This is a genomic window from Pseudomonas sp. NGC7 (assembly GCF_047159675.1).
Taxonomy (GTDB): domain Bacteria; phylum Pseudomonadota; class Gammaproteobacteria; order Pseudomonadales; family Pseudomonadaceae; genus Aquipseudomonas; species Aquipseudomonas kermanshahensis.
Map to the genome: position 1 here is coordinate 5,434,581 of NZ_BAAFZY010000001.1, position 23,536 is coordinate 5,458,116.

The 23,536-nt window shown below is 62.0% G+C and carries 19 protein-coding genes and 1 other RNA gene; 8 read left to right on the plus strand and 12 right to left on the minus strand.

Features of this window, described 5'->3' with window-relative positions; all coding sequences use genetic code 11:
* Positions 1–2: 2 nt before the first annotated feature.
* From ACMCNM_RS24295 to grpE, 8 genes are all read right to left on the minus strand, one after another.
* Entirely contained in the window at positions 3–452 is a 450-nt protein-coding gene (locus tag ACMCNM_RS24295; protein ID WP_081717511.1) for an MFS transporter, read from the minus strand.
* Positions 430–912, minus strand: a complete 483-nt coding sequence (greA, locus tag ACMCNM_RS24300) for a transcription elongation factor GreA (RefSeq protein WP_008098898.1) — start codon at positions 910–912, stop codon at positions 430–432. The genes ACMCNM_RS24295 and greA overlap by 23 nt, the downstream gene beginning before the upstream one ends.
* Positions 909–4,130, minus strand: a complete 3,222-nt coding sequence (gene carB / locus ACMCNM_RS24305; protein ID WP_027595035.1) for a carbamoyl-phosphate synthase large subunit — start codon at positions 4,128–4,130, stop codon at positions 909–911. Before carB ends, greA begins: the two co-directional genes overlap by 4 nt.
* Before the next feature lie 106 nt (positions 4,131–4,236).
* Complete coding sequence (gene carA / locus ACMCNM_RS24310; RefSeq protein ID WP_027595036.1) at positions 4,237–5,373, minus strand: glutamine-hydrolyzing carbamoyl-phosphate synthase small subunit; 1,137 nt, start codon at positions 5,371–5,373, stop codon at positions 4,237–4,239.
* 323 nt (positions 5,374–5,696) lie between these two features.
* Entirely contained in the window at positions 5,697–6,500 is an 804-nt protein-coding gene (gene dapB / locus ACMCNM_RS24315) for a 4-hydroxy-tetrahydrodipicolinate reductase (protein WP_027595037.1), read from the minus strand.
* Between the two features lie 13 nt (positions 6,501–6,513).
* A complete protein-coding gene (gene dnaJ, locus ACMCNM_RS24320; RefSeq protein ID WP_027595038.1) occupies positions 6,514–7,644 on the minus strand; it encodes a molecular chaperone DnaJ in 1,131 nt (376 codons plus the stop codon).
* Positions 7,645–7,841: 197 nt separating this feature from the next.
* Positions 7,842–9,767 carry a molecular chaperone DnaK gene (gene dnaK, locus ACMCNM_RS24325; protein WP_085274240.1) on the minus strand — a complete coding sequence of 642 codons (1,926 nt, stop codon included), beginning with the start codon at positions 9,765–9,767 and terminating at the stop codon, positions 7,842–7,844.
* A gap of 101 nt (positions 9,768–9,868) precedes the next feature.
* Positions 9,869–10,423 carry a nucleotide exchange factor GrpE gene (grpE, locus tag ACMCNM_RS24330; RefSeq protein WP_186683017.1) on the minus strand — a complete coding sequence of 185 codons (555 nt, stop codon included), beginning with the start codon at positions 10,421–10,423 and terminating at the stop codon, positions 9,869–9,871.
* Positions 10,424–10,616: 193 nt separating this feature from the next.
* Here grpE and recN point away from each other — a divergent pair, with 193 nt between their 5' ends.
* On the plus strand, positions 10,617–12,290 hold the full coding sequence (gene recN, locus ACMCNM_RS24335; protein WP_099455350.1) for a DNA repair protein RecN: 1,674 nt from the start codon (positions 10,617–10,619) through the stop codon (positions 12,288–12,290).
* A 70-nt stretch (positions 12,291–12,360) separates the two neighbouring features.
* Here recN and fur read toward each other — a convergent pair whose 3' ends face one another.
* The gene (fur, locus tag ACMCNM_RS24340) at positions 12,361–12,765 is read right to left on the minus strand and encodes a ferric iron uptake transcriptional regulator (RefSeq protein ID WP_027595042.1); all 405 of its coding nucleotides are present in this window, start codon (positions 12,763–12,765) and stop codon (positions 12,361–12,363) included.
* 97 nt (positions 12,766–12,862) lie between these two features.
* Between fur and ACMCNM_RS24345 the strand changes: the two genes are divergently transcribed.
* The gene (locus tag ACMCNM_RS24345) at positions 12,863–13,396 is read left to right on the plus strand and encodes an outer membrane protein assembly factor BamE (protein ID WP_412765569.1); all 534 of its coding nucleotides are present in this window, start codon (positions 12,863–12,865) and stop codon (positions 13,394–13,396) included.
* Between the two features lie 57 nt (positions 13,397–13,453).
* Here the strand turns inward: ACMCNM_RS24345 and ACMCNM_RS24350 are convergent, their stop codons facing one another.
* A complete protein-coding gene (locus tag ACMCNM_RS24350) occupies positions 13,454–13,888 on the minus strand; it encodes a type II toxin-antitoxin system RatA family toxin (RefSeq protein WP_027595044.1) in 435 nt (144 codons plus the stop codon).
* Positions 13,889–14,051: 163 nt separating this feature from the next.
* Here ACMCNM_RS24350 and smpB point away from each other — a divergent pair, with 163 nt between their 5' ends.
* The gene (gene smpB / locus ACMCNM_RS24355) at positions 14,052–14,534 is read left to right on the plus strand and encodes an SsrA-binding protein SmpB (protein WP_012312633.1); all 483 of its coding nucleotides are present in this window, start codon (positions 14,052–14,054) and stop codon (positions 14,532–14,534) included.
* Positions 14,535–14,668: 134 nt separating this feature from the next.
* Here smpB and ACMCNM_RS24360 read toward each other — a convergent pair whose 3' ends face one another.
* The gene (locus tag ACMCNM_RS24360) at positions 14,669–15,436 is read right to left on the minus strand and encodes an FCD domain-containing protein (RefSeq protein ID WP_099455351.1); all 768 of its coding nucleotides are present in this window, start codon (positions 15,434–15,436) and stop codon (positions 14,669–14,671) included.
* Between the two features lie 254 nt (positions 15,437–15,690).
* Here ACMCNM_RS24360 and ACMCNM_RS24365 point away from each other — a divergent pair, with 254 nt between their 5' ends.
* From ACMCNM_RS24365 to ACMCNM_RS24375, 3 genes are all read left to right on the plus strand, one after another.
* Positions 15,691–17,361 (plus strand): lactate permease LctP family transporter, encoded by a 1,671-nt coding sequence (locus ACMCNM_RS24365; protein WP_085274242.1) that lies wholly within the window; start codon positions 15,691–15,693, stop codon positions 17,359–17,361.
* A gap of 63 nt (positions 17,362–17,424) precedes the next feature.
* Positions 17,425–18,570: an FMN-dependent L-lactate dehydrogenase LldD gene (gene lldD, locus ACMCNM_RS24370; RefSeq protein ID WP_027595047.1), complete on the plus strand. Its 1,146-nt coding sequence runs from the start codon at positions 17,425–17,427 to the stop codon at positions 18,568–18,570.
* Between the two features lie 77 nt (positions 18,571–18,647).
* A complete protein-coding gene (locus ACMCNM_RS24375) occupies positions 18,648–21,458 on the plus strand; it encodes an FAD-binding and (Fe-S)-binding domain-containing protein (protein ID WP_412765570.1) in 2,811 nt (936 codons plus the stop codon).
* A 425-nt stretch (positions 21,459–21,883) separates the two neighbouring features.
* Here the strand turns inward: ACMCNM_RS24375 and ACMCNM_RS24380 are convergent, their stop codons facing one another.
* Positions 21,884–22,132: a hypothetical protein gene (locus ACMCNM_RS24380; protein WP_412765571.1), complete on the minus strand. Its 249-nt coding sequence runs from the start codon at positions 22,130–22,132 to the stop codon at positions 21,884–21,886.
* 419 nt (positions 22,133–22,551) lie between these two features.
* Between ACMCNM_RS24380 and ACMCNM_RS24385 the strand changes: the two genes are divergently transcribed.
* Together ACMCNM_RS24385 and ssrA are read left to right on the plus strand one after the other, a co-directional pair.
* Positions 22,552–22,836, plus strand: a complete 285-nt coding sequence (locus tag ACMCNM_RS24385) for a hypothetical protein (protein WP_085274245.1) — start codon at positions 22,552–22,554, stop codon at positions 22,834–22,836.
* 97 nt (positions 22,837–22,933) lie between these two features.
* Positions 22,934–23,325, plus strand: a transfer-messenger RNA (tmRNA) gene (gene ssrA / locus ACMCNM_RS24390).
* Positions 23,326–23,536: the final 211 nt, after the last annotated feature.

Below are 23,536 nucleotides of genomic sequence, written 5' to 3' on the forward strand. Positions count from 1 at the left end.
GATCAGTGGCGCGCCTGGCGCGCCCTGACCGGTACGGGTTGGGCCACCAGCACGATGCCGGAAAAGCCCAGTACCAGGAAACAAAACATCTGCCAGCGCTCGCCCACTGAAATGCCGTAGCGCAAGGTGTAATACCCCACGCAAGCACCGAAGCCGAGCAACAGCATCTGGCCACGGAACTGCCGCCACCAGGCAGACAGCCCCTCTACCCTCGCCAATACCGCCAGCTGGGTCAACAAGCCTAGCAAGGCCACGCCAATCAACCAGCGGTCGATCTGCCCAGCGACATCCTGCACCAGCAGGGGCGCCAGGCCAGTGACCTTGAGCGCGGGCACCAGCCCCACATGAAACACCCACAAGCCGCCGACCCAGAACACCTGGGCCAGCTGCCAGAGGATCCCTTCAAGGGATGGCGCCCGCAGGCGCCGATCAGATGTGTTTGACTTCGACAATCTCGTACTCGACCGTGCCACTTGGCGTCTTGACGACGACGGTATCACCTTCTTCCTTGCCGATGATGGCACGGGCAATGGGTGCGCCGCTCGAAAGCTTGCCCTGTTTCACGTCGGCTTCATCCTCGCCGACGATCTGGTAGGTCACTTCATCATCGGTTTCGGTGTTGGCCAGCACCACGGTGGTGCCGAAAATCACCTTGCCGGTGTGAGGGATCGTGGTCACGTCGATCACGACCGAGTTCTGCAGGCGGCCTTCGATGTCGCGGATACGCGCCTCGACCATGCCCTGCTCCTCGCGGGCGGCATGGTATTCGGCGTTTTCCTTGAGATCGCCCAGCTCGCGCGCCTCACCAATCGCCTGGCTCAGGCGCGGGCGCTCGGTCTTGCTCAGGAACAGGTGCTCTTCTTCCAGGGCGCGAGCGCCCTGGACGGTCATTGGGTACTTGGTAATGCTCATGCTTTAAGTCCTGCATGCAGATCTTGCAAGCGACGAACGGTCTTCTCAGGACCAAACTTCAACGCTTCGCAGATGGCTTCACCGGCCGCAATGGTGGTGGTGCAGTAAATCTTGTGCTGCAGCGCATTGCGACGAATCGAGTAGGAATCAGCGATCGACTGACGGCCTTCGGTGGTGTTGATGATCAGCGACACTTCGTCGTTCTTGATCATGTCGACCACGTGCGGGCGACCTTCGGTCACTTTGTTCACACGGCGCACTTTCAGGCCAGCCGCCTCGATAACCTTGGCGGTGCCGGCAGTGGCAACCACTTCGAAGCCCAGGGCGATCAGGTCACGGGCAACGCCAGCCACTTGTGGCTTGTCGTCGTCACGCACGCTGATGAACGCAGTACCGCCGGTCGGCAGCACTTCGCTGGCACCCATCTGGGCCTTGGCGAAGGCTTCACCGAAGCTGTCACCAACACCCATGACTTCACCGGTCGATTTCATCTCAGGGCCGAGGATCGGGTCAACCCCTGGGAACTTGGCGAACGGGAAGACGGCTTCCTTGACGCTGTAGAAGTTCGGGATGATTTCTTTGGTGAAACCGATCTCTTTCAGGGTTTTGCCAGCCATGACGCGGGCCGCGATCATCGCCAGCGAAGTGCCGATGCACTTGGAGACGAACGGTACGGTACGCGAGGCGCGCGGGTTGACTTCGATCACGTAGATCTTGTCGCCCTGCAGGGCCAGCTGCACGTTCATCAGGCCGACCACGCCCAGCTCCAAGGCCATTTTCTTGACCTGTTCGCGGACTTCGTCCTGCACATGAGCCGGCAGCGAGTACGGTGGCAGCGAGCACGCCGAGTCACCGGAGTGCACACCCGCCTGCTCGATGTGCTGCATGATCGCGCCGATCACCACGTCGGTGCCGTCGCAGACCGCATCCACGTCCATCTCGATGGCGCAGTTGAGGAAGTGGTCGAGCAGCACCGGGCTGTCGTTGGACACTTGTACCGCTTCACGCAGGTAGCGCTTGAGTTCGTCCAGTTCGTAGACGATTTCCATGGCGCGACCACCCAGTACGTACGACGGGCGCACGACCAGTGGGTAACCGATGCCGCCCGCAGCGCGGATCGCTTCTTCTTCGCTGCGCACGGTAGCGTTTGGCGGCTGCAGCAGGTTCAGGCGCTGAACCATCTGCTGGAAACGCTCACGGTCTTCGGCACGGTCGATGGCGTCCGGGCTGGTACCGATGATCGGTACGCCGGCTTCTTCCAGGGCACGGGCCAGTTTCAGCGGGGTTTGGCCGCCGTAGTGCACGATGACGCCTTTCGGCTTCTCGACGCGGCAGACTTCCAGCACGTCTTCCAGGGTCAGCGGCTCGAAGTACAGGCGGTCGGAAGTGTCGTAGTCGGTGGAGACGGTTTCTGGGTTGCAGTTGACCATGATGGTCTCGTAACCGTCTTCACGCAGGGCCAGTGCCGCGTGTACGCAGCAGTAGTCGAACTCGATGCCTTGGCCGATACGGTTAGGGCCGCCACCCAAGATCATGATCTTGTCGCGGGTCGACGGGTTGGCCTCGCACTCTTCCTCGTAGGTCGAATACAGGTAGGCAGTGTCGGTGGCGAACTCAGCGGCGCAGGTGTCGACGCGCTTGTAGACCGGGAACACTTCCAGCTTGTGACGGTGGCGACGCAGGTTCTTGTCGGTGATACCGAGCAGTACAGCCAGGCGCTGGTCCGAGAAGCCTTTGCGCTTGAGGCGCAGCATCAGGTTTTTGTCGATGGCCGACAGGGCCAAGGTCTTGACCTTCTCTTCTTCCTTGATCAGGTCTTCCATCTGAACCAGGAACCACATGTCGATGCCGGTCAGGGCAAAGATTTCTTCGCAGGTCATGCCCGAACGCATGGCGTCAGCGACATACCAGATACGCTCGGCACCCGGCACGGTCAGTTCGCGCTTGAGGATGCTGGCAGCTTCTGGGCTGGCCAGGTCGACTTTCGGGTCCAGGCCGCAGGCACCGACTTCCAGGCCGCGCAGGGCTTTCTGCAGGGATTCCTGGAAGGTACGGCCGATGGCCATGACTTCACCCACAGATTTCATCTGGGTGGTCAGGCGGGCGTCGGCTTTCGGGAATTTCTCGAAGGCAAAGCGTGGCAGCTTGGTGACGACGTAGTCGATCGACGGCTCGAACGACGCCGGGGTACGCCCGCCGGTGATGTCGTTTTGCAGCTCGTCGAGGGTGTAGCCGACGGCCAGCTTGGCGGCGATCTTGGCGATCGGGAAGCCGGTAGCCTTGGAAGCCAGGGCCGACGAGCGCGATACGCGCGGGTTCATCTCGATCACGACCATGCGGCCGGTGTTCGGGCAGATACCGAACTGCACGTTGGAACCGCCGGTTTCGACACCGATTTCACGCAGCACCGCCAGCGAGGCGTTGCGCATGATCTGGTATTCCTTGTCGGTCAGGGTCTGCGCTGGCGCAACGGTGATCGAGTCACCGGTGTGCACACCCATCGGGTCGAAGTTTTCGATCGAGCAGACGATGATGCAGTTGTCCTTCTTGTCACGGACCACCTCCATCTCGTATTCCTTCCAGCCGATCAGCGATTCGTCGATCAGCAGCTCTTTGGTCGGCGACAGGTCCAGACCACGGGCGCAGATTTCTTCGAATTCTTCACGGTTGTAGGCGATACCACCACCGGTGCCGCCCATGGTGAACGACGGGCGGATGATGCACGGGAAGCCGAGCTTCTCGAGGACCGCATTGGCCTCTTCCATACTGTGGGCGATACCGGAGCGCGGGCACTCCAGGCCGATGTCCTTCATCGCCTTGTCAAAGCGCGAACGGTCTTCTGCCTTGTCGATGGTGTCGGCGTTGGCACCGATCATCTCTACGCCGAACTTTTCCAGAACGCCATGGCGCTCCAGGTCCAGGGCGCAGTTCAGCGCGGTCTGGCCACCCATGGTCGGCAGCACCGCGTCTGGGCGCTCTTTTTCGATGATCTTGGCCACCGACTGCCATTTGATCGGCTCGATGTAGGTGGCGTCGGCCATGTCCGGGTCGGTCATGATGGTGGCCGGGTTGGAGTTCACCAGGATGACGCGGAACCCCTCCTCGCGCAGGGCTTTGCAAGCCTGGGCGCCGGAGTAGTCGAATTCGCAGGCCTGGCCGATCACGATCGGGCCAGCGCCGAGAATCAGGATGCTTTTGATGTCTGTACGTTTTGGCATGGTTGTCACTCAAATCCGCGGGTCAGTCGGCAAGCCGTCTTGAACAATCTGGGTCAGGCGCTTCCGGGCGCGGCGCAAGCCGGCCCGGGGCCTTGATGCAGGATGCTCAGCGGCGCTTGGCCATGGCATCGGTGAAACGATCGAACAGTGGCGCGACGTCAGTCGGGCCTGGGCTCGCTTCAGGGTGGCCCTGGAAGCTGAACGCGCTCTTGTCGGTGCGCTCGATGCCCTGCAGGGTACCGTCGAACAGCGACTTGTGGATGGCGCGGACGTTGCCCGGCAGGGTGGCTTCGTCGACGGCGAAACCGTGGTTCTGGCTGGTGATCATGACCACGCCGGTGTCCAGGTCCTGGACCGGGTGGTTGGCACCGTGGTGGCCGTGGCCCATCTTGACGGTCTTGGCGCCGGAGGCCAGGGCCAGCAGCTGGTGGCCGAGGCAGATGCCGAACACCGGGATCTCGGTTTCAAGGATTTCCTTGATTGCCTGGATCGCGTAGTCGCAAGGCTCCGGATCGCCAGGGCCGTTGGACAGGAACACGCCATCGGGGTTGAGCGCGAGCACTTCGCTGGCCGGGGTCTGGGCAGGCACCACGGTCACGCGGCAGCCACGGGCCACCAGCATGCGCAGGATGTTCAGCTTGACGCCGTAGTCGAAGGCAACCACGTGGTACGGCAGCTCGGAAGCTTCGATGGTTGGGTGGCTGTCGGTTTTCAGTTCCCACACGCTGGAGCGCCACTCGTAGCGCTCTTTGGTGGAGACGACCTTGGCCAGGTCCATGCCCTTGAGGCCTGGGAAGCCGCGGGCGGCGGCGATGGCGGCTTCTTCGCTGATGTTGTCACCGGCGAGGATGCAACCGTTCTGAGCGCCCTTTTCACGCAGGATACGGGTCAGGCGACGGGTGTCGATGCCAGCGATGGCGACGACGTTGTTGGCCTTGAGGTAGTCCGGCAGCGACTGGGTGTTACGCCAGTTGCTGGCCAGCAGCGGCAGGTCACGGATGACCAGGCCGGCAGACCAGACACGGTTCGACTCGGCGTCTTCCGGGGTAGTACCGGTGTTGCCGATGTGCGGATAGGTCAGGGTAACGATTTGCTGGGCGTAGGAAGGGTCTGTAAGGATTTCCTGGTAGCCGGTCATAGCGGTGTTGAACACCACCTCACCAACGGTCTGACCGTCGGCACCGATGGCTTCACCGCGAAAAATACTGCCGTCGGCAAGGGCGAGTATGGCTGGCTTTGTCAAGAAGACCTCCCGTAAATCAAGCATGAAAGGGCGATCGCAGGTTGCAAAAAAGCGGAGTGACGTATGGACACGTCACCCCGCTTTCATGTGCTGAATTCAATTCGCTGCGCGCTTTTAGTGGACACACTAAAGCTGTAGCTTACAGAAAAGTGCTTTTTGGGTCTACCGTATATGTGCCTCTAAAACACATGATTGCGACAGGGGGTGCCTTGCACCCCATCGCCGGCAAGCCGGCTCCCACCAGTCAGCACCAACCCGAAGGCTTGCACTCCCCCGTGGGAGCCGGCTTGCCGGCGATTGGGCCATCAGCTACACAGCAAGGATCAGTGCAGCCCCAGAACGTCCTGCATGTCGTACAGGCCCGGCTCGCGCCCGTCCAGCCACAGCGCGGCACGTACCGCGCCCTTGGCGAACGTCATGCGGCTCGACGCTTTGTGGGTGATCTCCAGGCGCTCGCCTTCAGCAGCGAACAGCACGGTGTGGTCACCCACCACATCACCGGCACGCACGGTGGCGAAGCCGATGGTCTTGCGATCACGCGCGCCGGTCTGGCCTTCACGGCCATACACCGCCACTTCCTGCAGGTTACGGCCCAACGCATTGGCAACCACTTCGCCCATGCGCAGCGCAGTACCCGACGGCGCATCTACCTTGTGACGGTGGTGCGCTTCGATGATCTCGATGTCGACATCATCACCCAGCACCCGCGCCGCCATGTCCAGCAGCTTGAGGCTGAGGTTGACGCCCACACTGAAGTTGGCAGCGAACACGATCGGGATTTCCTTGCCCGCGTCAGCCAGCAATTGCTTCTCTTCGACGCTGAAACCGGTGGTGCCGATGATCATCGCCTTGCCGTGCTTGCGGCAGAAGGCCAGGTTTTTCAGGGTTACCGAAGGGTGGGTGAAGTCGATCAGCACATCGAATTCGTCGGCAACCTTGGCCAGGTCATCGGACAGCAGCACGCCGATCCGACCGAGGGCCGCCAGCTCACCTGCATCAGCCCCGACCAGCGAGCTGTCAGGGCGATCGATCGCCGCCGTCAACCCGGCTCCTGGCGTTTGCTGCACGGCCTCGATGAGGGTTTTGCCCATCCGCCCTGCTGCACCCATCACTGCAATACGTCGCATCGCTATTTCCTTGTCAGAGATCGCCGAAGAAGCGCTTTACACCGTCGAACCAGCCACTGGCCTTAGGCGAATGGGAGCTGTCGCCTTCGAGCGAATCACGCAGCTCTTCGAGCAGCTCGCGCTGACGACGGCTGAGGTTGACCGGGGTTTCCACCGCCACACGGCACAGCAGGTCACCGGCACCGCCACCGCGCACCGGCGCAACACCCTTGCCACGCAAGCGGAACTGCTTGCCGGTCTGGGTACCTTCCGGAATCTTCAGCTTCACGCGGCCATCGAGGGTTGGCACTTCCAGCTCGCCACCCAGCGCTGCATCGGTATAGCTGATCGGCACTTCGCAGTACAGGTGCTTGCCATCACGCTGGAAGATCTCGTGCTCACGCACATTGATCACCACGTACAGGTCGCCAGTCGGGCCACCGTGGGTACCGGCCTCGCCTTCGCCCGACAGGCGAATGCGGTCGCCGGTATCGACACCTGCAGGCACCTTGACCGACAGCGTCTTGTATTCCTCGACACGGCCTTCGCCATGGCACGAATTGCAAGGGTCGGTAATGATCTTGCCCTGGCCATGGCAACGCGGGCAGGTCTGCTGCACCGAGAAGAAGCCTTGCTGCATACGCACTTGGCCAATACCGCCGCACGTCGGGCAGGTCGACGGGGTCGAGCCCTTCTTCGCGCCAGAACCGTCGCAAGGCGTGCAATTGACCAGCGTCGGCACGCGGATACTGACCGTGGTGCCACGCACCGCTTCTTCCAGGTTCAGCTCCAGGGTGTAGCGCAGGTCGCTGCCACGCTGGGCACCACCACGACCACCGCCACGGCCGCCGCCGCCACCGAAGAAGTCACTGAACACATCACCGAAAATGTCGGAGAAGTTGGCGCCGCCGAAGCCTGCACCACCGCCGCCCATGCTTGGGTCGACGCCGGCGTGGCCGTACTGGTCGAACGCCGCGCGCTTGCTGGCGTCAGACAGCACTTCGTAGGCCTCGTTGGCCTCCTTGAACTTGTCTTCCGACTCTTTGTCGCCTGGGTTGCGGTCCGGGTGGAACTTCATCGCCAGGCGGCGATAGGCCTTTTTCAGGTCAGCTTCACTGGCGCCGCGCTCGACACCCAGGACCTCATAATAATCACGCTTGGACATAGGTCATTTGCACCTTGTTGGGCGTTCGGCATCTGCGCCGCGCCATCAGCACCTGCCCAAACACCACGAATGGCCCTGACAGATGCTGTAAAAATTCTCGAATTCCAGATACGCCAACGCGGGAGCAAGCCCCCGCGCGGCGACATCCTACCAGCTCACCGACAACCGCCGGTGAGCTGGCCGACAACATGCAACGATTACTTCTTGTCGTCGCCTTTTACTTCTTCGAACTCGGCGTCAACCACGTCATCGTGCTTGGCTTCCGGCTCGGCCTGCTGCGCGCCGCCTTGAGGCTGTTCGGCCGACTGCTCGGCGTACATCTTCTGGGCAACCGGTGCCGACACCTTGGACAGCTCTTCGACCTTGGCGTCGATCGCGGCCTTGTCGTCGCCTTTTACAGCGGCTTCCAGGGCAACGACGGCAGCTTCGATGGCAGTTTTTTCTTCAGCGGTAACCTTGTCACCTGCATCTGCAACCATCTTGCGGGTCGAGTGAACCAGCGCGTCACCCTGGTTACGGGCACCGGCCAGCTCTTCGAACTTGCGGTCTTCCTCGGCGTTGGCCTCGGCATCACGCACCATTTTCTCGATTTCTTCGTCGGACAGGCCGGAGTTGGCCTTGATCACGATCGACTGGGTCTTGCCGGTGGCCTTGTCTTTCGCGCCGACGTGCAGGATGCCGTTGGCGTCGATGTCGAAGGTCACTTCGATCTGCGGAACACCACGCGGTGCTGGCGGGATGTCAGCCAGGTCGAACTTGCCCAGCGACTTGTTCTGCGAAGCTTGCTTACGCTCGCCCTGCAGCACGTGAATGGTCACTGCGCCCTGGTTGTCGTCGGCAGTCGAGAACACCTGCGACTTCTTGGTCGGGATGGTGGTGTTTTTCTCGATCAGCGCGGTCATCACGCCACCCATGGTTTCGATACCCAGGGTCAGCGGGCTGACGTCCAGCAGCAGAACGTCTTTGACGTCACCGGCCAGAACGGCACCCTGGATAGCGGCGCCCATGGCGACGGCTTCGTCCGGGTTGACGTCCTTGCGTGCTTCCTTGCCGAAGAAGTCAGCAACGGTTTTCTGTACCAGCGGCATACGGGTCTGGCCACCGACCAGGATCACGTCGTCGATCTTGCTGGCTTCGATGCCAGCATCTTTCAGCGCGATGCGGCAAGGCTCGATGGTGCGCTGCACCAGCCCTTCTACCAGCGACTCCAGCTTGGCGCGGGAGATCTTCACGTTCAGGTGCTTAGGACCGGTGGCGTCTGCAGTGATGTACGGCAGGTTGACGTCGGTCGACTGAGCGGAAGACAGCTCGATCTTGGCCTTTTCCGCGGCTTCTTTCAGACGCTGCATGGCCAGAGGGTCGCCCTTCAGGTTCATGCCGGACTCTTTCTTGAACTCCTCGACCAGATAGTCGATCAGCAGCATGTCGAAGTCTTCGCCACCCAGGAAGGTGTCACCGTTGGTCGCCAGTACTTCGAACTGGTGCTCACCGTCGACTTCGGCGATTTCGATGACCGAAACGTCGAAGGTACCGCCACCCAGGTCATAAACGATGACAGTGTGGTCGCCCTTGGCCTTGTCCATGCCGTACGCCAGTGCAGCAGCGGTCGGCTCGTTGATGATGCGCTTGACGTCCAGACCGGCGATGCGGCCGGCGTCTTTGGTAGCCTGGCGCTGGCTGTCGTTGAAGTAGGCCGGAACGGTGATGACCGCTTCGGTGACAGGCTCGCCGAGGTAGTCTTCGGCGGTCTTCTTCATTTTCTTCAGCACTTCGGCGCTGATTTGCGGCGGTGCCATTTTCTGGCCGTTGACTTCAACCCAGGCGTCACCGTTGTCGGCCTTGGCGATCTTGTACGGAACCAGCTGAATGTCTTTTTGCACGACATCCTCTTCGAAGCGGCGGCCAATCAGGCGCTTCACTGCGAACAGGGTGTTGTGCGGGTTGGTGACAGCCTGGCGCTTGGCCGACTGACCCACCAGGATTTCGCCATCGTTGGCGTACGCCACGATCGAAGGGGTAGTACGCGCACCCTCGGCGTTTTCGATGACTTTGACGTTACCGTTTTCCAGGATGGAGACGCACGAGTTGGTGGTCCCCAGGTCGATACCGATGATTTTACCCATGTTAACTCTCCCGAAACTTGAATTTGGTAGCAGCGACTACTTTGGCCAACTGCGGTAATACTTGAAGGCTTGACACCTAGATGGGGTTGCCCCGGCGGATTTCAAGCCTGTTCATTGATCGAAGGCTGAGCTGCGCTTGGCGCCTTGCTGACCACCACCATGGCGGGGCGCAGCAGGCGGCCGTTGAGCAGGTAGCCTTTCTGGAACACGTTCAACACGCTGTTCGGCTCTACTTCGCCGTTTTCCTGCATGGCCATGGCCTGGTGGTGCTCTGGATTGAACGGCTCACCATGCGGATCGACGACTTCGAGGTTGTAGCGCTTGAGGGTGTCCTGGAACATCTTGAGGGTCAGCTTGACGCCTTCACGGATGGCCTTGACCTGCTCATCTTCGTCACTGGAATGCGTCAGGGCCAGTTCCAGGCTGTCGATCACCGGCAGCAGGTCGCTGGAGAACTTCTCCAGGGCGAACTTGTGGGCCTTCTCGACATCCTGCTCGGCGCGACGGCGCACGTTCTGCAAATCGGCAACAGCGCGCAGCGACTGATCCTTGGCGGCGGCCAGCTGTTCCTCGAGCTCCAGAACACGGGCGCCGACAGCATCTGCACCGGTTTCTTCGACGTTAAGGTCTTTCTCATTCAGCTGTTCGTCAGCCATTGGGTCTCTCCTGCGCAAATTTCTGGATTACGAGCCAGGCTCGCCTTTGTTGTCGGCTATATGGGGCCGGAAAAACCAGCTTCAAGGGGCAGCGTGGTTTTCCGGGCCACATGAGAATCTCTAAGCGGGCATTGTCAGGGTGGAAAAAAGTACTGTATAAATAACCAGACCTGAACCTTCGGGAGCCGCCCCCATGCTGGTGCACCTGTCCATTCACAACTACGCCATCGTCGAACACCTCGACCTCGAACTTGCCCGCGGCATGTCCGTCATCACCGGCGAGACCGGCGCAGGCAAATCGATCATGCTCGACGCCCTCGGCCTGGCCCTCGGCGACCGCGCAGACAGCGGCGTGGTGCGCCCCGGTGCAGACAAGGCAGACATCCTCGCCACCTTCGACCTGGCAGACATCCCCGAAGCCCGCACCTGGCTGGCCGAGCGTGACCTGGACAACGACGGCCCGTGCATCCTGCGCCGGGTGATCACCGCCGAAGGCCGCAGCCGTGGCTACATCAATGGCACGCCTTGCCCGCTCAGCGACCTCAAATCGCTTGGCGAACTGCTGATCGACATCCACAGCCAGCACGAGCACCAGTCGCTGCTCAAAACCGACACCCATCGGCGCCTGCTGGACGAGTACGCCGGTGCCATCGACCTGGCCCGCCAGGTGCAATTGGCCGCCAAGCGCTGGAACCAGACCCGCCTGGAGTTGGAGCGCCTGTCCAATTCCGGTGACGAGCAACGCGCCCGCCACCAACTGCTGAGCTATCAGCTCGAGGAGCTGGACAACCTCGGCCTGGGCGAAAACGAGCTGGTACAGCTGGAGCAGGAACACAAAAACCTGACCAACGCCGAAGCCCTGTTCGGCATCTGCCGCCAGGTCATCGACCAGTGCAGCGAGAGCGACTCGGGCAATGTGCTCAGCGCCCTCACCTCCAGCCTCAATCGGCTGGGCGCCGCCACCAATTCACCCAAGGCACTGGGCGAAGCCGCCAACCTGATTGCCAGCGCGCAGATTCAGGTCGAAGAAGCCGTGGGCGAGCTCAACCGCTTCCTGGATCACTTCGACGCCGACCCCATGCGCCTGCAGGCCTTGGAAGAGCGCCTCGACACTATCTACACCCTGGCCCGCAAACACCGCGTGCACCCCACCGAACTGCCGCATCTGCAGCAGCGCTTGATGGAAGAGCTGGAAGGCTTGAACGCCAGCGACGAATCGATCGAGCGCCTGGGCGAAGAGCTGGCCGCCTATGCCCAGCACTATAAAGAGCGGGCTCGCGAGCTGAGCGCCTTGCGCCAGCAGGCCGCGCAACAGTTGGCGGTTGCCGTCGAGCAAGAAGTCCAACGCCTGGGTATGCCGGGTGGGCGCTTCTGCATCGAGCTTACCCCCAACGAAGGCAACGACCTGTCGCCCCACGGCCTTGAGCAAATCGAACTGCTGGTGAGCGCCAACCCCGGCCAGCCACTCAAAGGCCTGGCCAAGGTCGCCTCGGGTGGCGAGCTGTCACGCATCAGCCTGGCGATCCAGGTGATCACTGCACAGACCTCGCGCATCCCCACCCTGGTGTTCGACGAAGTCGACGTCGGCATCGGCGGCCCCACCGCCGAGATCGTCGGCCAACTGCTGCGCCGGCTGGGTGACCGCGGCCAGGTACTGACCGTAACCCACCTGCCGCAGGTCGCGGCACAAGGGCATCACCACCTGTTCGTGCACAAGGTGCGCCATAGCGACACCACCCACACGGCGGTGGCCAGCCTGGGTAAACGCGAACGGGTCGAGGAAGTAGCGCGCATGCTAGGCGGCATCGACCTGACCAAGGAATCCCTGGCACATGCACGCAAGATGGTAGTCAGCGGCAAGGCTTAGTGACTGGTCTACTCAAAAAGCACAAAGGCGACCCGAAGGTCGCCTTTGCTATTTATAACGATCGAAATCGTTACTTTTTCTTACGCACATAGAGGACCAGGTTGTGGTCCACCAGCTCGTAGCCATGCTCGGCCACGATCTCGCGCTGACGCCGCTCGATTTCAGCATCCATGAACTCGATGACTTCACCGTTCTCCACGTTGACCATGTGGTCGTGGTGACCGCCATCCGCCAGTTCGAAGACCGCATGACCGCCGTCGAAGTTGTGGCGAACCACCAGACCCGCCGCTTCGAACTGGGTCAGTACGCGGTAGACGGTGGCCAGGCCGACGTCCTCACCAGCTTCCATCAAGGCCTTGTAGACATCCTCGGCACTCATGTGACGCTGCTCGGTAGAATCGAGCATCTGAAGGATCTTTACTCGAGGCAGGGTAACCTTGAGACCGGCTTTGCGTAATTCGCTATTTTCAACCATGGTCAGCTTTCTCGCCGATGCTGCTTCGCAGCTTCTCTTAATACGGGTATGATCGGGGTTTACGTTGTCCAGCCAAGATAGTGGAAGTCGCCCACCGATGCAAAACACCAAGCTCTTGCTAACCAGCCTCACCCTAGTGGGACTGCTCGCACTCGCCGGTTGCTCGTTTCCCGGGGTTTACAAAATCGACATCCAGCAGGGCAATGTCGTCACGCAGGACATGATAGACCAATTACGCCCGGGAATGACCCGACGGCAAGTAAGGTTTATCATGGGCAACCCCCTGATTCAGGACACGTTCAACACCAACCGTTGGGACTACCTGTACAGCCTGCAGCCTGGTGGTGGAAAACGCCAGCAAGAGCGCATGAGCATTTTCTTCAACGAAAGCGACCAGTTGGTCAGCCTGTCTGGCGACTTCATGCCAGGTGTGAGCCGCGACCAGGAAATCCTCGGTGGCAGCAGCGACACCACGGTCAGCCCGGCGACCCAGCCAGACCAGGCCGCGCCACAGCCTGAAGAGAAACCGGCCAAACCCGGTTCGGTGGAAGAATCCATCCAGCGCGAGATCGACACCATCGAGACCACTCCGGTCCCGACGCCGGCACCGCTGGAAACCTCCCCGCAGTAAGCGCGGCGGTCATAAAAAAGCCCGGGCCTTGGCCCGGGCTTTTTTGTGCGCCACTACTCAGCTATTGAGCTGCTTGGCGCGCTGGCAGAAGGCATCTACCAAGGTGTTGGCGGCCTGATTGAACAGCGGCCCCAACGTGGCCCGCACCAGCGGCCCGGCATAATCGAAGGACAAGTCCAGGCTGATCTTGCAGGCCTTCTCGCCCAGTGGCTTGAACACCCACACACCGTGCAGCTGGGAGAACGGCCCCTCTTCCAGGTTCATTTCGATGGACTGCCCAGGCACCAGCACATTGCGCGTGACGAAATGCTGGCTCATGCCGCCTTTGGCAACCTCCAGCTTGGCGCGCATGTGCGTGTCACTGGCCTCGATGACCGTCGATGCCGAGCACCACGGCAGAAATTGCGGATAGCTGGCCACGTCATTGACCAGATCGTAAAGCGCCTGGGCGGGATACGGCAGCAGGGCGGAGCGTTGAATATGGGTAGTCATCCAGGCGTCACTTCCAAGGCTGGGTGGCGGCGCTTCGCAGCGTGCCAAAAGCAGGTTCTGTACCTACGACAGGGCCTGTATTGTCCGGTATTCATTGCGGTGGCTCAAGCACACCGAAATCCCATAGCCGACCACGCATCGAGTTGCCTATAATGCCGCCCCTATGGCTAAACAAAAGAAACATCCGACCGGGACCATCGCGCAAAACAAGAAAGCGCGACACGATTACTTCATCGAACACAAGTTCGAGGCCGGGCTGGTCCTGTCCGGTTGGGAAGTAAAGAGCCTGCGGGCCGGCAAGGCGCACCTGACCGACAGCTACGTGCTGCTCAAGGATGGCGAAGCCTGGCTGTTCGGCAGCCACATCACCCCGCTGACCACGGCCAGCACCCACGTCATCGCCGACCCTATCCGCTCACGCAAGCTGCTGCTGAACAAGCGCGAGCTCGAGCGGGTGGAAGCGGCCGTGGCGCAGAAAGGCTACACCTGTGTGGCCTTGGCGCTGTACTGGAGCAAGCACCTGATCAAGTGCGAGATCGCGCTTGGCAAGGGCAAGAAGGAATTCGACAAGCGCGACACCGTGCGCGAACGCGATTCCAACCGCGAGCTGCAGCGTGCCGTGCGTAACAAGGGCAAGGAAGACTAGATCTTCTTTAGCCTGTTCCGGCCTCTTCGCGGGGCAAGCCCGCTCCCACAGACAACCCACTGCCTTCAAATTCGGTGGGTTACCTGTGGGAGCGGGCTTGCCCCGCGAAGAGGCCCGTGCTGCAAACGCAAACCTCAGCGCCCGCTGCGCCGCTCCGCCCGCGCCACGCGCTGGGCCTCTTCGTGCGCCTCCTCCAGCACCTCCTGCACATACAAAATGTGCCGGCTGGAAACCTCCCGCGCATCCTCCGCCCTGCCCTCGACAATCGCCAGGTACAGCTCCCGGTGCTGACTGATCAGCATGTCCCGCGTTTCAGTCCGCTGCTGGTACATGCCACCGATATTGGTCACCACGTTCCGCTTTAGCAGGTCGAACAAACCGCGGATGGTATGCAGCAAGACCGCGTTATGGCTGGCCTCGGCTATCGCCAGGTGGAAGCGCGCGTCAGCGGCGCCCTCCTCTGCCCGGGTCACTTCGTCAACGCGGGTGTAGCAGTCCTGCAGCGTGTCAAAAGCCTCTTTCAGCCGTGCACGGTCAGGCTCGGTGGCGCGCTGGGCCGCGTAATACGCGCAGGACGCCTCAAGGGTATGGCGAAATTCGAGCAGGTCGCGCTGCGCTTCAGGGCTGTGCTCAAGCAGCTGCAACAGCGGGTCGCTGAACGTCGACCCCAGCGATTCAGCAACAAAGTTGCCACCGCCCTGGCGGCTGATCAGCAGCCCCTTGGCCACCAGCTTCTGAATCGCCTCACGCAGTGACGGGCGCGACACACCGAACTGTTCGGCCAGAACGCGCTCAGCCGGCAAGCGCTGGCCCGAGGTCAGCGTGCCTTCGAGAATCATCCCTTCCAACCGATCGACGATGTCGTCGGACAGGCGCCGTTGGCGGACCTGATCAAAAACCATCACATGCTCTCCACAAACCCCCGGCAAATTTCAGGGGGCCCTATTCTCGCCGATCCGCGCCGCGCACACACCCATCACCCTGGGTTTTTCCAAGGCCATCAGACGCCCACTCATCGGCACGCGACCAAAGTTTTGTGTCGGACAAATTGACACACCCACGACAGCGCTTTTAACCTAGCGCCCAGACATTGTAAATTGGTCTTACCAATTATCCAATGCCAGTGCTGACCAACAACAATTAGGGGCCACCCCATATGCAAACCTGGCAACAACTCTATAGCCCGCTTGGTAGTCTTGGCCTGTCCGCGCTGGCGGCGGTCATCCCTATCGTGTTCTTCTTCCTCGCCCTCGCCGTGTTCCGCCTCAAAGGCCACGTCGCCGGCAGCATCACCCTCGCGCTGTCGATCCTGGTGGCGATCTTCGCCTTCCAGATGCCTGTCGACATGGCCTTGGCCGCCGCGGGTTATGGCTTCCTCTACGGCCTCTGGCCGATTGCCTGGATCATCGTTGCCGCGGTGTTCCTGTACAAACTCACGGTCAAGAGCGGCCAGTTCGAAGTGATCCGCAGCTCGGTGCTGTCGATCACCGACGACCAGCGCCTGCAAGTGCTGCTGATCGGCTTCTGCTTCGGTGCCTTCCTCGAAGGCGCGGCCGGTTTCGGCGCCCCGGTGGCCATCACTGCCGCACTGCTGGTGGGCCTGGGCTTCAACCCGCTGTACGCCGCCGGCCTGTGCCTGATCGCCAACACCGCGCCGGTGGCCTTCGGCGCGCTGGGCATCCCGATCATCGTGGCCGGCCAGGTCACCGGCATCGACGCCTTCCACATTGGCGCCATGACCGGCCGCCAACTGCCGCTGCTGTCGCTGTTCGTGCCGTTCTGGCTGGTGTTCATGATGGACGGCCTGCGCGGCGTGAAAGAAACCTGGCCCGCCGCCCTGGTCGCCGGCCTGAGCTTCGCCGTTACCCAGTACTTCACCTCAAACTTCATCGGCCCAGAGCTGCCGGACATCACCTCGGCCCTGGCCAGCCTGATCTGCCTGACCCTGTTCCTCAAAGTCTGGCAGCCCAAGCGTTCGTTCGCACAAGCCAAAGGCAGCGTCGGTGCCGCCGTCGTGCAATCCGGCGGCAGCCAGCCAAGCCCTTACAGCTTCGGCGAGATCTTCAAGGCCTGGTCGCCGTTCCTGATCCTCACCGTGCTGGTCACCATCTGGACCTTGAAGCCATTCAAGGCCGCATTCGCGCCAGGCGGTGCGATGTACAACTTCGTGTTCAACTTCGCCATCCCGCACCTTGACCAACTGGTGATCAAGACCGCGCCGATCGTTGCCGCGCCGACCGCCATGCCAGCGGTGTTCAAGCTCGACCCGATCTCCGCCACCGGCACCGCGATCTTCCTCTCGGCGCTGATCTCCATGGCGGTGCTCAAGATCAACTTCAAAACTGGTCTGACCACTTTCAAAGAGACGTTCTGGGAACTGCGCTGGCCCATCCTGTCGATCGGCATGGTGCTGGCCTTCGCCTTCGTCACCAACTACTCGGGCATGTCCTCGACCATGGCCCTGGTCCTGGCCGGCACCGGCGCCGCGTTCCCGTTCTTCTCGCCGTTCCTCGGCTGGCTGGGCGTGTTCCTGACAGGCTCGGACACCTCGTCCAACGCCCTGTTCAGCTCGCTGCAAGCCACCACCGCACACCAGATCGGGGTCAACGACACCTTGCTGGTGGCCGCCAACACCAGCGGCGGCGTGACCGGCAAGATGATCTCGCCACAATCCATCGCCGTGGCCTGCGCCGCCACCGGCCTGGTAGGCAAGGAATCCGACCTGTTCCGCTTCACCGTCAAGCACAGCCTGTTCTTCGCCACCATCGTGGGCCTGATCACCCTGATCCAGGCTTACTGGCTGACCGGCATGCTGGTTCATCACTAAAGTGAAAGGGGCCGGGCGCCACGCTGCGCCCGGCATTCCCCTCAAGCAACGCTGCGAGAATCCATGATCATTTCCGCCTCTACCGACTATCGCGCCGCGGCCCAACGCAAGCTGCCCCCCTTCCTCTTCCACTACGCCGACGGCGGCGCCTACGCCGAGCACACGTTGCGCCACAACGTCTCGGACCTGGCCAGCATCGCCCTGCGCCAGCGCGTGTTGAAGAACATGTCCGAGCTCAGCCTGGAAACCCAGCTGTTCGACGAAACCCTGAGCATGCCCGTGGCCCTGGCCCCGGTCGGCCTGACCGGCATGTACGCCCGCCGTGGTGAAGTCCAGGCCGCACGCGCCGCCGCAGCCCATGGCATCCCGTTCACCATGTCCACGGTGTCGGTGTGCCCGATCGAGGAAGTCGCCCCGGCCATCAACCGGCCGATGTGGTTCCAGCTGTACGTGCTCAAAGACCGCGGCTTCATGCGCAATGCGCTGGAGCGGGCCAAGGCGGCCGGGGTCAAGACCCTGGTGTTCACCGTCGACATGCCCGTACCCGGCGCCCGCTACCGCGACGCCCACTCCGGCATGAGCGGCAAAAACGGGCCGATGCGCCGCGTGCTGCAAGCCATGACCCACCCTGAATGGGCGTGGGACGTCGGCGTGATGGGCCGCCCGCATGACCTCGGCAACATCTCCAAATACCGTGGCAACCCCACGGGCCTGGCCGACTACATCGGCTGGCTGGGCAACAACTTCGACCCGTCGATCTCCTGGAAAGACCTGGAGTGGATCCGCGACTTCTGGGAAGGCCCGATGATCATCAAGGGCATCCTGGATGCCGACGATGCCCGCGACGCGGTCAAGTTCGGTGCCGACGGCATCGTCGTGTCCAACCACGGCGGCCGCCAGCTCGACGGCGTGTTGTCCAGCGCCCGCGCCCTGCCGGCGATTGCCGACGCGGTGAAAGGCGACCTGAAGATCCTCGCCGACTCCGGCATCCGCAGCGGCCTCGACGTGGTGCGCATGATCGCCATGGGCGCCGACACCGTGCTGATCGGCCGCGCCTTCCTCTGGGCCCTCGCCGTGCATGGCGAAGCCGGGGTGAAGAACCTGCTCGAACTGTTCGAGAAAGAAATGCGCGTGGCCATGGTGCTGACCGGTGCCAAGTCGATCAGCGAAATCACCCGCGACTCGCTGGTCCGCGAACTGGGCGCCTGAACGCGCCCCCACGAAACACCGCCTGATTGACCGGGGCACGCGGCGCACCAGACGCCGTGGCCCCGCGAGGAGATTGCATGAGCCTGCCCGCTGCGTTCCTGCGTGATGTCGAGCGCCTGATACCTGCCGAACGCCGTTTCGATGACCCGACCTCCACCCTGGCCTTTGGCACCGATGCCAGCTTCTATCGGCTGATCCCCAAGCTGGTGGTGCGCGTCGAGTCTGAAGACGAAGTGGTCGGCCTGCTGCAGCTGGCCCAGCGCGAGCGCGTGCCGGTGACCTTCCGCGCTGCCGGCACCAGCCTGTCTGGGCAGGCCATCAGCGACTCGGTACTGATTGTGCTCGGCGACAACTGGAACGGCCGCGAGATCCGCGGCCAGGGTGAGCAGATCCGCCTGCAGCCCGGCGTCATCGGCGCCCAGGCCAACGCCTGGCTGGCCCCCTATGGCCGCAAGATCGGCCCAGACCCCGCCTCGATCAACGCCTGCAAAATCGGCGGCATCGTCGCCAACAACGCCAGCGGCATGTGCTGCGGCACTGCGCAAAATACCTATCACACCCTCGCAGGCCTGCGCTTGGTACTGGCCGACGGCACCCGCCTGGACAGCGAAGACCCGGCCAGCGTCGCGGCCTTTGAGCACACCCATGCCGACCTGCTGGAAGCCCTGGCCCGCCTGGGCCGCGAAACCCGCGCCAACACCGAACTGGCAGACCGCATCCGCCACAAGTACCGGCTGAAGAACACCACCGGCCTGTCGCTCAATGCGCTGGTGGACTACGACCAGCCACTCGATATCCTGCAGCACTTGCTGGTTGGGTCTGAAGGCACGCTGGGCTTCATCAGCGCCGTCACCTACGACACCGTGCCCGACCACCCGCACAAGGCCAGCGCCTTGCTGGTATTCCCCAGCGTCGAGAGCTGCTGCCGCGCGGTAACCGTGCTCAAGCGCCAGCCCGTTTCCGCCGTCGAACTGCTCGACCGCCGTAGCCTGCGCTCGGTGCAAAACATGCCCGGCATGCCCCTGTGGGTAAAAGGCCTGTCAGACAATGCCTGCGCGCTGCTGATCGAATCCCGCGCCGCCAGCCAGACGCTGCTGCACGAACAACTGCACCACGTGATGGCGTCGATTGCCGACTACCCCCTGGAGCAAAAGGTCGAGTTCAGCGAAGACCCAGCGGTGTACAACCAGCTGTGGAAAATCCGCAAAGACACCTTCCCCGCCGTCGGCGCCGTGCGCCAGACCGGCACCACAGTAATCATCGAAGACGTCACCTTCCCCGTCGAGCAACTGGCCGAGGGCGTCAACCGCCTGATCCAGCTGTTCGACAAGCACCACTACGACGAGGCGATCATTTTCGGCCATGCCCTGGAGGGCAACCTGCACTTCGTCTTCACCCAGGGCTTCAACAGCGCCGAAGAAGTCGCGCGTTACCAAGCCTTCATGGACGACGTGGCACAGTTGGTGGCCGTGGAGTTCGGTGGCTCGCTGAAGGCCGAGCACGGCACCGGGCGCAACATGGCGCCGTTCGTGGAACTGGAGTGGGGCCATGACGCCTACCAGTTGATGTGGGCACTCAAACGCCTGCTCGACCCCAACGGCATCCTCAACCCCGACGTGGTGTTGAGCACCGATCCGGACATCCACCTGAAAAACCTCAAGCCCCTGCCGGCTGCCGACGAAATCGTCGACAAGTGCATCGAGTGCGGCTTCTGCGAACCCGTGTGCCCCTCCAAAGGCCTGACCCTCAGCCCACGCCAGCGCATCGTCATGTGGCGTGATATCCAGGCCAAGAAACGCGCCGGCCTCGATACCCGCGAACTGCTCAAGACTTACCAATACCAAGGCCTCGACACCTGCGCCGCCACCGGCCTGTGCGCCCAGCGCTGCCCGGTCGGCATCAACACCGGCGAGCTGGTGAAGAAGCTGCGCAGCCAGGCCGCCGAGCACGAAAAAACCGCCGACTGGCTGGCCGACCATTTCCACACGGCCTTGAGTGGCGCCCGCCTCACCCTCACCGCCGCCAACACCGCCCGCAAACTGCTCGGCGCCCCACGCCTAAGCCGCCTGACCGCATCGCTGAGCAACGCCAGCAACGGCCGGCTGCCCCAATGGACGCCCGCCATGCCCCAGCCGCTGCGCGCCATCGACTTCGGCCCAGCGAGCAACGACGCCCGCCCCCGCGTCGTGTACCTGGCCGCCTGCGTCTCGCGCGTGATGGGCCCCGCCTATGCCGACCGCGAACAAAGCTCGCTGCTGGACAAGACCCGCGCCCTGCTGGAAAAAGCCGGTTACCAAGTCGTGTTCCCCGACAACGCCGACAGCCTCTGCTGCGGCCAGCCGTTCGCCTCCAAAGGTTACCCAGAGCAGGCCGAGCACAAGCGCCAGGAACTGATCAACGCCCTGCTGCACGCCAGCCGCGGCGGGCTCGACCCGATCTACTGCGACACCAGCCCGTGCACCCTGCGCCTGGTGCAAGACCTGGGCGACACCCGCCTGGACCTGTACGACCCCGTGCGCTTCATCCGCACCCACCTGCTGGACAAATTGGAGTTCACCCCCCAGGACGAGCCGGTGGCCGTGCACGTGACCTGCAGCACCCAGCACCTGGGCGAAAGCCAAGCGCTGATCGACCTGGCGCGGCGTTGCAGCAACCAGGTGGTGATCCCGGAAGGTATTCACTGCTGCGGGTTTGCCGGTGATAAAGGCTTCACCACGCCGGAGCTCAATGCCCACGCGCTGCGCAGCCTGAAGGATGCGGTGCAGTATTGCAGCGAAGGCATTTCCACCAGCCGCACCTGCGAAATCGGGTTGTCGAGCCACAGCGGCATCGACTATCACGGCCTGGTCTACCTGGTAGACCGCGTCACCCGCCCGCGTGTTATCTGAGGCCTAGCATCGGTTAGGGGTGGTGGGTGGTGTGTTCGCCAAGGCGTTTTCAGCGCCTGCGAGATCGAGCGCCGCCCGCGCGGCGCATCGCGAGCAACGCTCGCTCCTACGTTTGTTTCGGGCCAATTATTCCTGGGGCATATGCGCGCGACCGCCTTTGGTGCGTGGCGCGATATCGCGTCGAACAAACAAGGCGGTCGCGCGGGCAGGCACAGGCGTGACTGGCCCGAAACAGACGTAGGAGCGAGCGTTGCTCGCGATGCGCCGCGCGGGCGGCGCTCGATCGCACAGGCACCAAAAATACCCTGCTCACCCACTCCTACCTCAGAGCTAACACTGCCCTTGAAAGCTGCACGCCCCCCTGTAGGAGCTGGCTTGCCTGCGATGGGTCGCACAGCGACCCCACTGGCCTCAACTGACTAACATCATGGCTCGCGCGCCAACACCAGCTCAGCCAACGCCCTGCTCATCTGCACGTTATGCACCGAATTGACCAGCATGCCGATCCCCGGCTCACCGGCATTGCCGCAAATGTATTCGTCCAATGTGTCTTCAATGCCGCGCATCAGCTGAATGGCGTACAGCAACGCCTGCGGTGAAGGGACCTTGTTGTCGATGGTATAGAACGGACGTGGCGACGTTTGGCTGGGTGGATCTGGAACGAGTTTCTTCATGGTGATTTCTCCGAGCTCATATGCGGAGCCGTCACCCTCTTTCCTCTCACAGACAGAAGGCGGCAGCCGAACGCGGGGTGAGAGACCGGCGAACATCGGGATTCCGGCCAGGCCGAAGCCTGCCCACGAACGGCTGCCATAACACAGGCACGATGTAATCGCCGGGCTCTCACACCCGATCGCCAACCTCAGCGACCCAGGGAAACTAGCCCCAACGCCCATCATCGACAACAGAGAAACCGCTGCAGCGCCAGTAGGATAATTCCCAAACCCATCCACCACGAAGCATTTAGTTTCAAGTTCAGAATCCCCCTACAGCCGCATCATATCGCCCTGCCAGCATCCCGATTGAACCCACGCCAAATCTGCGCAGTCCACTTAACAGGCCCACCTTCCAGAGGCCTTAGAAGGAGACACCCATGAAAGGTACCGCGCTATCGGCCCTGTTCGCGGCCGCCACCTTGTTGGCATCGCCGGTGTTTGCCGCCGACGACCTCTGCACCACCAACCTGCAAAAGATCGATGACAGCATGGCCACTGCAGGCGCCACCTCCGAAGGCCTGGACAAAGCCCTGACCGAGCACGTCGACAAAGCCAAGGCCGCGCAGGCCTCGGGCGACACCAAAGAATGCATCGCCATCACCAGCAAAGTGCTGGAGCGCCTGGAAAAAACCGAGAAAGGCAGCGGCGGCAGCGGATCGTGACCCCTGGTGCGGGCGACCGGACCAGTTGTCGACGTCGCCCGCGCAATGGCGTATACTCGCCTCACGTGCCGTAAGGTGCGTTAGCTAGAGCTAGTGTGGGGCCGATTAGGATTCGACGCCGGTAGCGAAACTCTAGGTGCATGCCGAGTTGGTAACAGAACTCGTAAATCCACTGTTGCAACTTTCTATAGTTGCCAATGACGAAAACTACGAGGGTTACGCTCTCGCTGCGTAAGCAGCTGAGCCCGCTCTCCTGGTAGCTTCGGCTCCAGCAATCATCAGGGGATGCCTGTAAACCCGAAATGATTGTCATACAGAACAGGATCGTCGTGTAGCACGTTGGGGGCAAAGCGACTAAAACTTACCCAACTCATCCAAAGCACCCTGCCCGTCGGGCGGCTGCGGATTAAATCAGTAGACACGGCTAAGCATGTAGTACCGACAGCGGAGTACTGGCGGACGGGGGTTCAAATCCCCCCGGCTCCACCAAATACCCTATACAAATCAGGCACTTAGCGGTTTTCGCAAGTGCCTTTTTTGTGCCTGAATAGGTTGTTTGGGCTCGGTAATGCCAGCTTTATGGCAGCCTTCCTAGCCTGTTCCACATCTTCAGCTATGCCCCCGCCGCATCAACCGTCGTTCCGTTTTCCGACGATTTTTTGGTTTGAAATCGCGCCACAGGGGGCTGCCAGGGGTATTA